This window comes from Frigoribacterium sp. VKM Ac-2530 (assembly GCF_015350835.1).
GTDB lineage: Bacteria > Actinomycetota > Actinomycetes > Actinomycetales > Microbacteriaceae > Frigoribacterium.
Window position 1 is genome coordinate 1,890,848 of sequence record NZ_JADKSE010000001.1, and the last position, 11,924, is coordinate 1,902,771.

General features: G+C 72.3%; 10 protein-coding genes, 1 tRNA gene and 1 rRNA gene. 8 read left to right on the forward strand and 4 right to left on the reverse strand.

Annotated elements, in window-relative coordinates:
• The 8 genes from ITJ48_RS08855 (at position 1) to purL (ending at position 8,610) form a co-directional block, all read left to right on the forward strand.
• Positions 1 to 978, forward strand: a complete 978-nt coding sequence (locus ITJ48_RS08855; RefSeq protein ID WP_192170461.1) for an amino acid ABC transporter permease — start codon at positions 1 to 3, stop codon at positions 976 to 978.
• Positions 975 to 1,790: an amino acid ABC transporter ATP-binding protein gene (locus ITJ48_RS08860; protein ID WP_314104078.1), complete on the forward strand. Its 816-nt coding sequence runs from the start codon at positions 975 to 977 to the stop codon at positions 1,788 to 1,790. The genes ITJ48_RS08855 and ITJ48_RS08860 overlap by 4 nt, the downstream gene beginning before the upstream one ends.
• Positions 1,787 to 2,929 (forward strand): aminotransferase class V-fold PLP-dependent enzyme, encoded by a 1,143-nt coding sequence (locus ITJ48_RS08865; protein WP_194613229.1) that lies wholly within the window; start codon positions 1,787 to 1,789, stop codon positions 2,927 to 2,929. Before ITJ48_RS08860 ends, ITJ48_RS08865 begins: the two co-directional genes overlap by 4 nt.
• Positions 2,926 to 3,369: a Rid family detoxifying hydrolase gene (locus ITJ48_RS08870; RefSeq protein ID WP_194613230.1), complete on the forward strand. Its 444-nt coding sequence runs from the start codon at positions 2,926 to 2,928 to the stop codon at positions 3,367 to 3,369. Before ITJ48_RS08865 ends, ITJ48_RS08870 begins: the two co-directional genes overlap by 4 nt.
• Before the next feature lie 252 nt (positions 3,370 to 3,621).
• A complete protein-coding gene (locus tag ITJ48_RS08875; RefSeq protein ID WP_194613231.1) occupies positions 3,622 to 4,974 on the forward strand; it encodes an acyltransferase in 1,353 nt (450 codons plus the stop codon).
• Between the two features lie 338 nt (positions 4,975 to 5,312).
• Positions 5,313 to 5,576 carry a phosphoribosylformylglycinamidine synthase subunit PurS gene (gene purS, locus ITJ48_RS08880; protein ID WP_123548751.1) on the forward strand — a complete coding sequence of 88 codons (264 nt, stop codon included), beginning with the start codon at positions 5,313 to 5,315 and terminating at the stop codon, positions 5,574 to 5,576.
• Positions 5,576 to 6,271, forward strand: a complete 696-nt coding sequence (purQ, locus tag ITJ48_RS08885) for a phosphoribosylformylglycinamidine synthase subunit PurQ (protein ID WP_194613232.1) — start codon at positions 5,576 to 5,578, stop codon at positions 6,269 to 6,271. The genes purS and purQ overlap by 1 nt, the downstream gene beginning before the upstream one ends.
• A 26-nt stretch (positions 6,272 to 6,297) precedes the next feature.
• Positions 6,298 to 8,610: a phosphoribosylformylglycinamidine synthase subunit PurL gene (gene purL, locus ITJ48_RS08890; protein ID WP_194613421.1), complete on the forward strand. Its 2,313-nt coding sequence runs from the start codon at positions 6,298 to 6,300 to the stop codon at positions 8,608 to 8,610.
• 535 nt (positions 8,611 to 9,145) lie between these two features.
• Here purL and ITJ48_RS08895 read toward each other — a convergent pair.
• The 4 genes from ITJ48_RS08895 to rrf form a co-directional block, all read right to left on the reverse strand.
• A tRNA-Gln gene (locus tag ITJ48_RS08895) sits at positions 9,146 to 9,217 on the reverse strand.
• Between the two features lie 53 nt (positions 9,218 to 9,270).
• A complete protein-coding gene (locus ITJ48_RS08900) occupies positions 9,271 to 10,239 on the reverse strand; it encodes an NAD(P)/FAD-dependent oxidoreductase (protein WP_194613233.1) in 969 nt (322 codons plus the stop codon).
• Positions 10,236 to 11,726 (reverse strand): glutamate--tRNA ligase, encoded by a 1,491-nt coding sequence (gene gltX, locus ITJ48_RS08905; RefSeq protein ID WP_194613234.1) that lies wholly within the window; start codon positions 11,724 to 11,726, stop codon positions 10,236 to 10,238. The genes ITJ48_RS08900 and gltX overlap by 4 nt, the downstream gene beginning before the upstream one ends.
• A gap of 121 nt (positions 11,727 to 11,847) precedes the next feature.
• A 5S ribosomal RNA gene (gene rrf / locus ITJ48_RS08910) occupies positions 11,848 to 11,924 on the reverse strand; the annotation flags it as partial.

The window sequence follows — 11,924 nt, forward strand, 5'->3', positions numbered from 1 at the left end:
GTGACGGAGCCCGGATCGCGGGCCGGGGCCGACACGGTCGACCCGGCCCGCACCTCCTCGGCGGGGCGTGAGCTGCTGCCGCAGGTGCGCCTGAAGCACTGGGGCCGCTGGGTCAGCGCCGCGGTCATCGTCGTGGTGCTCGTCGCGCTCGCCTACGGGGCGTCGCAGGGCGACATCGCGTACGGCGACATCCCGTACTACCTGATCTCGCCGATCATCCTGCAGGGCCTCGTCGGCACCCTCGTGCTCGCGGTCGTCGCGCAGGTCAGCGCCGTCGTGATCGGCGTCGTGATCGCCCTGATGCGCATCTCGAAGAACCCCGTGGCGCAGGCCTTCGCGGCCGGCTACACCTGGCTGTTCCGCGGCCTGCCCGTGCTGCTGCAGATCCTGCTCTGGTACAACCTGGCGCTGATCTTCCCGCGGCTCACCGTCGGGGTGCCGTTCACCGACGTGGTGTTCCTCGACGTCAGCACGAACGACGTCATGACGACCTTCGTCGCCGCGTTCCTCGGGCTGGCCCTCAACGAGAGCGCCTACATGGCCGAGATCGTGCGGGCGGGGCTGAAGAGCGTCGACCGCGGCCAGATCGAGGCGGCGCAGTCGATCGGGCAGACCCCGATGCAGCGCATGGCCCGCATCGTGCTGCCCCAGGCGATGCGCATCATCATCCCCCCGACCGGCAACGACTTCATCAACATGCTCAAGGGCACGGCGATGGCGTCGGTCATCGGCTACCTCGAGCTGATCAAGGCCGCGAACAACATCTCGTCGTTCAACCTCCAGGTGATGGAGACGCTGATCGCGGCGGCGATCTGGTACATGGTCATCGTCAGCGTCGCGAGCGTCGGCCAGTTCTACCTCGAGCGCAGCTTCGACCGGCAGGACCGCCGCCCCGGCGGCCCGCCGAACGCCCGCGCGCTGCGCCGCAAGGTCGCCGCCGACCTCGGCCGCGCCCCCCTCGTGAGGAGCACCCCGTGACCGCGACGCCCACCCCGACCGCCGGAGGCGCGGCGCCCGCCGCCGACGCCGCCCCCGTCCTCGAGGCCCTCGGCATCGGCAAGTCGTACGGCAGCCACGAGGTGCTGCGCGACGTCTCGATGACGGTGCGCAGCGGCGAGGTCGTCTGCATCATCGGCCCGTCCGGCGCAGGAAAATCGACGTTCCTCCGCACTCTGAACCGCCTCGAGGAGCCCGACGCCGGCGAGGTCTGGGTCGGCGGCGAGCCGATGGGCTTCGAGCTGCGCGACGGCGTGCTGCACGAGCTGAGCGAGCGCAGGCTGTCCGCGCAGCGGGCGCGCACCGCGATGGTGTTCCAGCACTTCAACCTGTTCCCGCACCTGACGGTGCTCGGCAACGTGCTCGAGGGCCCGGTGCGCGTGCAGCGTCGATCCGCGAAGGAGGCGCGGGCCGAGGCCGTCGCGATCCTCGAGCGGGTGGGCCTCGGCGACAAGGTCGACGCCTACCCCGGCCAGCTCTCGGGCGGGCAGCGGCAGCGGGTCGCGATCGCGCGGGCCGTCGCCATGAAGCCCCTGTTCCTGCTCTTCGACGAGCCGACGTCGGCGCTCGACCCCGAGCTCGTCGGCGAGGTGCTCAAGGTGATGGGCGACCTGGCCCGCGACGGCATGACCATGCTCGTCGTCACGCACGAGATCCAGTTCGCCCGCGAGGTCGCCGACCGCGTCGTCTTCATGGCCGACGGCGGCATCGTCGAGCAGGGCCCGGTCGAGCAGGTGCTCGGCGCCCCGCGCGAGGCGCGCACGCGGCAGTTCCTCCAGCGGGTGCTGCAGTGACCTCGGACCACCCCGGGACGCCGAGTGCCCTCGACACCTACCTGTCGTCGTTCGCGGAGCCGGTCGGCTACCTGAACTTCGGCAGCTACGGACCGCCCTCCCGCGACGTCGTCGAGACGATCGGTCGGCTCGCGGCCGCGGCGAGCGCCGGGGTCCCGTCGTCGGGCCTGCACGCCGAGGACGAACGTGCCCTCGCCGCGGTCTCGCGCCTCACCGGTGTCGACCGGGCCGGCGTCGCCCTCGCGGGCAGCACCTCCCTCGGGCTGATGCAGGTCGCGTTCGGCCTGCCGCGCGGCGAGGTCGTCGTGAGCCAGGCCGAGTTCCCGTCGAACCTCTACGCCTGGTGGCGCTCCGAGGAGGCGGGCCTCACCACGGTGCGTCACCTGCCCCCGGTGCCGGGGCAGCCGCTCGCGCCCGTGACGCCCGAGCGCGTGGCCGACGCCGTCGGCCCGTACACGGTCGCCGTCGCGGTGAGCGCGGTCGACTTCCGCACCGGCGCCGTCGCCGACCTCGCGGGCCTCCGGGAGGCAGCCGGCGACCGCCTCCTCGTGGTCGACGGCATCCAGGGGTTCGGCGTGCTCGACGCCGACTGGTCGCTCGCCGACGCCCTGGTCGTCGGCGGCCAGAAGTGGCTGCGGGCGGGCTGGGGCACGGGCTTCGTCGCCCTCTCCCCCCGGGCGCTCGACCGCCTCCGGCCGGTGCTCGGCGGCTGGACCGGCGTCGAGGGGCCGTCGCGCTACGACGGCGTGCCGCACGCCGCCCTCTCCGGGGCCCAACGCTTCTCGGTCACGAACGGCTCGCCGTTCGCCTCGGGCGCCCTCGCCACGGCCCTCGAGCAGCTCGAGCAGGTCGGCGTCGACGTCGTCGCGTCCCGGGTCGCCGACACGGCGGGCGACCTGGTCGAGCGCCTCGACGCCGCCGGGGTGCCCGTGCTCTCGCCCGTCGAGCGGGGGCGCCGGGCCGGCATCGTCGTCGCCGGCGTGCCTGCCGGCGACGCCGCGGCCGTCGGCGCCCGGCTCGACGCCGTCGGGGTCACGGCGACCGTGCACGGCGACGACCGCGTGCGCCTCAGCGTGCACGCCACCACCACCCCGGCCGCGCTCGACGCGGCCCTGACCGTCCTGGGAGGACGCGCATGACCACCGCAGACGACACCCGTACCGACCACCCCGCCCGCACCGGCGCCTCCGTCCACGCCGTGCACACCGACGCCGCGCCCGTCGCCGTGGGCGCCTACTCGCAGGCCGTCGTCGTCGGCGACCTCGTCTTCGTCTCGGGCCAGCTGCCGATCGACCCGGCGACGGGCGAGTTCGCGGGGCCGGGGGTGCGCGAGGAGGCGGCCCAGTCGCTCCGCAACGGCGCGGCGGTCCTCGAGGCGGCGGGCTCGGGCATCGCCCACGTCGTCAAGACGACGGTGCTGCTCGCCGACATCGCCGACTTCGCCGTCGTGAACGAGGTCTACGCCGAGGTCTTCTCCGCGGGCGGGGGCGTGCTGCCGGCTCGTGCCGCCTACCAGGTGGGGGCCCTGCCGAAGGGCGCCCGGGTCGAGATCGAGTTCGTGGGGGCCGTCGTCCGCTGACCGACGCCCGCGGCGTAGCTCCTCGCCGGGGCCGGGCCCGACCCCTGCCCCGGCTCCGGCCCGCCCCCGGCCCCGGCCGCGGCCCCGGCGCGTCCTGACCGAGATGGGACGACCTGACCGCGGGCCCCCGTCCAGAACGCCCCTTTCCGGGCACCGAGCGCCTCGACGGTGCCGTACGCCCGGGGTCCTCCGCGAGGAGGAATTCACCGACCGGTCTCCCCACCCGGCCCCGGTCGTCGCTACGGTGCGGAGATGAGCACGTCGACGGAGCGTCACCCGCAGGGCCAGGGCCGCACCTCGGGTGCCGCACCGAGCGGCACCGACCCGGCGGGCGCCTCCCCGGCTCCGCCCGCCGACGCCCTCGCCGGCCGCGACCTCGTCGTCGACCTCGCCCGCGTCGTCTGCGTGCTGCTCGTGGTCGTCATCCACGTGCTCATGGTCGGCGTCGGCCGCGACCCCGACGGCGCGGTCGTCGCGTCGCAGCCCCTGCAGCAGCAGCCGTGGTTCGCGTTCTCGACCTGGGTCGGCCAGATCATGCCGCTCTTCTTCGTCGTCGGCGGCTTCGCGAGCGCGACCGCCTGGGCGAGCACACAGCGACGAGGAGGCGACGGAGCGGACTTCGTGCGCGGCCGCCTCCTGCGCCTCGCCCGTCCCGCCGCCGCGCTCTTCGTGGTGCTCGCCGTCGCCCTGGCGGTCGCCACGCTGCTCGGGGTCGACCCTGCCCTGCTCGACACGGCCGTCACCGGCATCGGCACCCCGCTCTGGTTCCTCACCGCCTACGGCATCACGCAGGTGGCCGTGCCCGTGATGGCCCGGCTGCACGCCACGCGACCCGCGGCGACCTTCGTCGGACTCGCGACGGCGGCCCTGCTCGTCGACTCGGTCCGGTACACGACGCTCGTGACCGACGTCGGCCTGCTCAACCTCGTGTTCGTCTGGCTGTTCGTGCAGCAGCTGGGGTTCGCGTACGCGAGCGGGTGGTTCGGGCGCGCCCCGCGCCTCCTGCTGGCGGGCATCGCGCTCGCCTGCGCCGCGTCGCTGCCGGCGCTGACGACGGTGGGCCCGTGGTCCGACGACATGCTGACGAACCTCAACCCGCCGGCGGTGCCTCTCATGGTGCTCGGCCTCGGGCAGATCTGCCTGCTGACGCTGCTGCACCCCGCGCTGGCACGGCTGATGCGGACGCGTGCCGCGCGGGCCGTCGTGTTCGCGGTCGGCAGCCGCGGCATGACGATCTACCTCTGGCACCTGCCGCTGCTGATCGCCGTCACCGGCCTCGTCCTCGCGGCGGGCGGGCCGCTGCCCGAGCCGGCGTCGGCGACCTGGTGGTGGACGCGGATCCCCGTCGTGCTGCTCGTGCTCGGCCTCGCGTGCGCGCTGTCGCTCGTCGTGGGCCGCCTCGAGGGAGCACCGCGGCCCGTGCCGCCGGGCCGGCGACGCCCGAGCACGCTCGTCGTCGCGCTGTCCGCGGTGCTCGTGATCGCGCCGCCGTTCGCGGTGATGCTCGACGGCCTCGACCTGCGGAACGCGATCGCCGGCGCCGTGGCGCTGCCGGCGGCGCTCTGGCTGCTCGGCCGCACGCGCCCCCGGACCGACGCCCGCTGATTCGCCGACGGAGGGCCGCAGGAGAAGGGTGACGCCCGGCCGACGGGGGGATCGGCCGGGCGTCCTACGGCGTCGGGCGGATCAGGAACCCTCGACCGGATGCAGCAGGAGGCCCGATCACAAGGCCCTGTTCCCGCTGCTGAGATCAATGGTGCGTCCCGATCCGATGACGACGCTGGGAGCCGCCTCGGGATCTGCTGATCACCGCCGACCGCTGCTGGCGCCCGGCCGGACCAGCAGGCGGCCCGGCGGGAGGACGACGTCCGGGCCCCGGCCGGGCGGCACCGTCCCGGTAGACTCGCTGCGTCCACCCGCTGCCAGCCCGCAGGAGTTGAAACGTGCCCACAATCGTCGTCGAGGTCATGCCCAAGGCTGAACTGCTCGATCCCCAGGGCAAGGCCGTCGTCGGCGCCCTCTCCCGTCTCGGCCGCCAGCAGTTCACCGACGTCCGCATCGGCAAGCGCTTCGAGCTGACCGTCGAGGGCGAGGTGACGGAGGCGGTCCTCGCCGACGTGCGCACCCTCGCCGACGACGTGCTCTCGAACTCCGTCATCGAAGACGTGGTGAGCATCACCGTGCTCGACGCCGCGCCCGCCGTCTGATGCGCGTCGGCGTCGTCACCTTCCCCGGCTCGCTCGACGACCGCGACGCCCAGCGCGCGGTCCGCCTGGCAGGCGGCGAGCCCGTCGCCCTGTGGCACGGCGACCACGACCTGCAGGGCGTCGAGGCGATCATCCTGCCCGGCGGGTTCAGCTACGGCGACTACCTGCGCGCCGGTGCCATCGCCTCCTTGTCGCCGATCATGACCGAGGTCGTCGACGCGGCGAACGCGGGCATGCCCGTGCTCGGCATCTGCAACGGCTTCCAGATGCTGGCGGAGGCGCGGCTCATCCCCGGTGCGCACACCCGCAACGCGCACCAGCAGTTCATCCGCCGCGACCAGGTGCTCCGCGTCGAGAACGCGTCGACCGACTGGACGAACGGCTTCGCCGAGGGGCAGGAGATCACGATCCCCCTCAAGAACGCCGACGGCCGGTTCGTCGCGGACGACGAGACGATCGCGCGGATCGAGGGCGAGGGCCAGGTCGCCTTCCGCTACGTCGGCGTCAACCCCAACGGCTCGATGGACGACATCGCCGGCGTCTCGAACGCCCGCGGCAACGTCGTCGGCCTGATGCCCCACCCCGAGCACGCCACCGAGCCCGGCTTCGGCCCCGACATGCCCGACGCGATGTCGAGCGGCGTCGACGGCCTCACGTTCTTCACGTCCGTCATCGAGAGGGCCCTGTCCAAGTGAGCACCGAGAACGACCGCGCCGAGCTGATCGACGTCCGCCCCGAGGGCCCGAAGCCCGACACGACCGCCGACGCGGCCGCGACGCCCGACAAGCACCAGCCCTTCGAGGCGCTCGGCCTCAAGGCCGACGAGTACGCGCAGATCCGCGAGATCCTCGGCCGCCGCCCCACGAGCGGCGAGCTGGCGATGTACTCGGTGATGTGGAGCGAGCACTGCTCCTACAAGTCGAGCAAGATCTACCTCCGCCAGTTCGGCCAGAAGGTCTCGCCGGCGATGACGAAGGACCTGATGGTCGGCATGGGCGAGAACGCCGGCGTCGTCGACGTGGGAGGCGGCTGGGCGGTGACCTTCAAGGTCGAGTCCCACAACCACCCCAGCTACATCGAGCCGTTCCAGGGCGCCGCGACCGGCGTCGGCGGCATCGTCCGGGACATCATCTCGATGGGCGCCCGTCCGGTCGCGGTGATGGACCAGCTGCGCTTCGGCGCCATCGACGCCCCCGACACGCAGCGCGTCGTCGACGGCGTCGTGCAGGGCATCAGCTTCTACGCGAACTGCCTCGGCCTGCCGAACATCGGCGGCGAGACCTACTTCGACGCCGTCTACCAGGGCAACCCGCTGGTCAACGCCCTCGCCGTCGGCGTCCTCCGCCACGAGGACCTGCACCTCGCCAACGCCAAGGGCGTGGGCAACAAGGTCGTGCTCTTCGGGGCGCGGACCGGCGGCGACGGCATCGGCGGCGCCTCCATCCTCGCCTCCGACACGTTCTCGTCGGGCGGCCCCACGAAGCGTCCCTCGGTGCAGGTCGGCGACCCGTTCGCCGAGAAGGTGCTGATCGAGTGCTGCCTCGAGCTGTTCCGCGGCGAGCTCGTCGAGGGCATCCAGGACCTGGGAGCGGCCGGCATCAGCTGCGCCACCTCCGAGCTGGCCTCGAACGGCGACGGCGGCATGTTCATCGAGCTCGACGACGTGCTGCTCCGCGACCCCTCGCTGACCGCCGAAGAGATCCTGATGAGCGAGAGCCAGGAGCGGATGATGGCGGTCGTCAGCCCCGACAAGCTCGACGCGTTCCTCTCGGTCACCGCGAAGTGGGACGTCGAGACGAGCGTGCTCGGCGAGGTCACCGACACCGGCCGGCTCATCATCAACTGGCACGGAGAAGAGATCGTCAACGTCGACCCGCGCACCGTCGCGGTCGACGGCCCGGTCTACGAGCGCCCCGTCGCCTACCCCTCCTGGATCGACGAGCTGCAGGCCGACACGGCCGCGACGCTGCCGCGTCCGACCGAGCCCGAGGAGGTGCGGGCCCAGTTCCTGCAGCTGCTCGGCTCCCCCAACCTGGCCGACAAGAGCTGGGTGACGAACCAGTACGACACGTACGTGCTCGGCAACACGGCCCTGAGCTTCCCCGACGACGGCGGCATGGTCCGCGTCGACGAGGAGTCGGGGCTCGGCTTCGCCATCGCGACCGACGCCAACGGCCGCTGGTGCCAGCTCGACCCGAAGCAGGGCGCCCGCCTGGCCCTCGCCGAGGCCTACCGCAACGTCGCCGTCACGGGTGCCGTGCCGGCCGCGGTGACCGACTGCCTGAACTTCGGCAGCCCGGAGGACCCGGAGGTCATGTGGCAGTTCTCGCAGGCCGTCGAGGGGCTGTCCGACGCGTGCCTCGAGCTCGAGATCCCCGTCACGGGCGGCAACGTGTCGTTCTACAACCAGACCGGCACGAAGCCGATCTTCCCGACCCCCGTGGTAGGCGTCCTCGGCGTGATCCAGGACGTCGCGAAGCGCGTGCCCTCCGGCTGGCAGGACGACGGCGACAACATCTACCTGCTCGGCACCTCCTCCCTCGAGCTCGACGGCTCGGCCTGGGCCGGCACCGTGCACGACCACCTCGGCGGACGCCCGCCTGCCGTCGACCTGGCCGGCGAGAAGCAGCTCGCGGGGCTGCTCGCCGCGGGTGCCGACCAGTCGCTCATCGCGGCGGCGCACGACCTCAGCGACGGCGGCCTGGCGCAGGCCCTGGCCGAGGCGGTGCTGCGCTTCGGCGTCGGCGCCCGCGTCTACCTGGGCGAGCTGCTCGAGCGCGACGGCCTCGACGTGGCGGCGACGCTCTTCACGGAGTCGACCGGTCGTGTGGTCGTGTCGGTGCCGCGTGAGGACGACGTCAAGTTCCGTGGCCTCTGCGAGGGCCGGGGCTACCCCGTCGCCCGCATCGGCGTCACGGACGCGTCGTCGCAGTCGCTCGAGATCCAGGACGTCTTCACGGTCTCGCTCGACGAGCTGCGCAGCACGCACCGCGGCACGCTCCCGGCCCGCTTCGGGGCCACCATCCCGCAGTAGGCGCCTGCGCACCTCGGCCGCTGCGCCCCGAAGGCCCCTGCCACCCGGCAGGGGCCTTCGTGCATCCCCGCCCCGCCCCGGCGCGCGCAGCGCCGCCGCCCCCGCCCCCACCCTGTCGCCGCCTGGAGCACTGCACCGCATTCCGTACACCGCACCGCGTCTCGTCCCGGTGCAGTGTACGAAACCCGGTGCGCTCCTCCTGTGGGAGCTTCCGCACACGATCACTCTCAAATTTGAGAGTGATCGAACCCTTCGCGTCCACGCCGCCGGGCCCCGCGCCCACCCCGAGCAAGCATCTGTCTCGCTTTCGCCCCCAGCCGAAGGAGGCGCGCGAAGCGCCGCCGCCCCCGCCCCCGTACCCGAGGAGGCGCGCGAAGCGCCGCCGCCCCCGCCCCCGTACCCGAGGAGGCGCGCGAAGCGCCGCCGCCCCCGCGGCCGAAGGCCGCCGGGCGCAGCCCGGCAGCCGCCGGCAGGCGGCCAGACGAGCACGAACAGCAAATCCCCCGGTCCGACAAGGACACGAGGGATGAATTTGCTGGGGTACCTGGACTCGAACCAAGAACAACTGAACCAGAATCAGTCGTGTTGCCAATTACACCATACCCCAATGATGTCGACCGTCAGGTCGATACCACTGCGGCCCATCAGATGAGCCAGCGTCTACTGTACACGATCTCCGAGCTCGTCGAGGCCACCGATCAGGTCACGGTTGATCACCGCGGCGACTCGGGCCCCCGACCCGGCCGCGACGATCAGCTGCTGCGGCCCGGGCGCCGTGGACTCACCTGCGGCGTAGAGCCCCGGCACCGAGGTGCGGCCGTGGTCGTCGACGACGAGCAGTCCGTCGGCGTCGAGGTCGGCACCGAGCGGGGCGACGTACTCGAGCTTGCCGGCCCAGGCAGGCCGGACGAAGCCGCCCTCGCGCGGCACGACCTCGCCGCCCTCGAGCTCGACCCCCGTGAGCCCCTCGCGGCCGCCCTGCAGCGACGCGATCGGGCGGCGGTCGACGCGGATCCCGCGGGAGGCGAGCTGCGCCTCCTCGGACTCGGTCACCGCGTCGCCGGAGCCGTGCGTGAAGACGACCAGGTCGTCGCTCCACTGCGACAGCAGCAGGGCGCGTTCGGCCAGGTCGGGGTGCTCGCCGATCACGGCGAGTGCCTGGTCGCGCTTGCCGTAGCCGTCGCACTCGATGCAGCTGTGGACGAAGGTGCCGTAGAAGGCTCGCAGGCCGTCGATCGCCGGCAGCGTCTCCTGCAGCCCGGTGGCGACCAGCACTACATCGGCCAGGGCACGACGCTGCTGCCCGCGGAACTCGCAGTCGACGACGAACCCGTCGTCACCACGGCTGATGCTCGTGGCCATCGTCTGCCAGTGCTCGCCCTCCTCGTAGGCGAGGAACTCCTCGCGGCCGAGCTTGCGCAGCTCGAGCGGCGAGATGCCGTCGCGGGTGAGGTACCCGTGCGACAGCAGCGTCGCCGAGTTGCGCGGGCGGTTGCTGTCGACGAGCAGGACGCGGCGCCGGGCGCGGACCAGGTTCAGCGCGGCGCTGAGCCCCGCCGGCCCTCCCCCGACGACGACGACGTCCCAGCGCGGGTCGGCCGTGGCCTCGCCGGCACCCTGATCGGTCATGATCGCTCGAGGAGGCGCCGGATGCGCGCCTGCGTCGACTCCCGACCCAGGATCTCCATCGACTCGAACAGCGGCGGGCTCACCCGTCGCCCCGAGAGCGCGACGCGCAGCGGGCCGTAGGCGACGCGCGGCTTGAGGCCGAGCTCGTCGACGAGCGCCGCCTTGAGCGCGTCCTGGATCGCAGCGTGCGTCCACTCCTGCACCCCGTCGAGGGCAGCCGAGGAGGCGCGCAGCACGTCTGGGGACGACTCCGGCAGCGAGGCCGTCGCGTCGTCGTCGTACTCGAGCTCGTCGTCGGCCGTGAAGAGGAACGACAGCATCCCATTCGCCTCGCCGAGCAGCGTCATGCGCTCCTGGACGAGCGGCGCGGCCTGGGCGAGCACGGCGGCCTCGGCCTCGGTGGGCGGATCGCTGACGACGCCGTCGAGGTAGGGCAGCAGGCGCTGCGTGAAGTCGCCGACCTCGAGGAGGCGGATGTGATCGCCGTTGATCGACTCCGCCTTCTTGAGGTCGAAGCGAGCCGGGTTGGGGTTGACGTCGGTCACGTCGAAGGCCGCGACCATCTCGTCGAGGCTGAACACGTCACGGTCGTGTGACAGCGACCAGCCGAGCAGGGACAGGTAGTTGACCAGGCCCTCGGGGATGAAGCCGCGATCGCGGTGGTGGAACAGGTTCGAGGCAGGGTCGCGCTTCGACAGCTTCTTGTTGCCCTCGCCCATCACGTAGGGCAGGTGGCCGAAGCGCGGCACGAACTCGGTCACGCCCAGCTCGACCAGCGCCTCGTACAGGGCGATCTGGCGAGGCGTCGACGAGAGGAGGTCCTCCCCGCGCAGCACGTGGGTGATGCCCATCAGCGCGTCGTCGACGGGATTGACGAACGTGTACAGCGGGACGCCGTTCGGTCGGACCACCACGAAGTCGGAGAACGAGCCGGCGGGGAAGGTGATCTCACCGCGCACCAGGTCGTCGAAGCTGAGGTCGCGGTCGGGGACTCGCAGACGGAGCGCCGGCTGACGCCCCTCCTCCTTGTAGGAGGCGCGCTGCTCGTCCGTGAGGTCGCGCTCGAAGTTGTCGTAGCCCTGCTTCGGGTCGCGACCGGCAGCGATGTTCCGCGCCTCGATCTCCTCACCCGTCGCGTAGCTCTCGTAGAGCAGGCCGCGCTCGAGGAGCCGGTCGATGATGTCGCGGTAGATGTCGTGACGCAGCGACTGCCGGTAAGGAGCGTGGGGCCCGCCGACGTCGACGCCCTCGTCCCAGTCGAGCCTGAGCCAGCGCAGGCCGTCGAGGATCTGCTCGTAGCTCTCCTCGCTGTCGCGGCTGGCGTCGGTGTCCTCGATGCGGAACACGAGCTTGCCGCCGTGGTGCCTCGCGTACGCCCAGTTGAACAGGGCAGTACGGATGAGACCCACGTGGGGAGTCCCGGTGGGAGAGGGGCAGAACCGCACGCGCACATCGGCGCCGGAGGCGGTGGAGAAGGGAGCAGACATCGCTCACGATCCTACCGGCGAGCCCCGCTTCTCGGGGCCTCGCTCTCGGCGACCTGTTCCTGTTGTCTCGGGGTTAAACAAGAAGAGCCCCTCCAGTGGAGGGGCTCTTCTCTCAAAAGGCGTCCGGCGGTGTCCTACTCTCCCACAAGGTCCCCCTTGCAGTACCATCGGCGCTGAGAGTCTTAGCTTCCGGGTTCG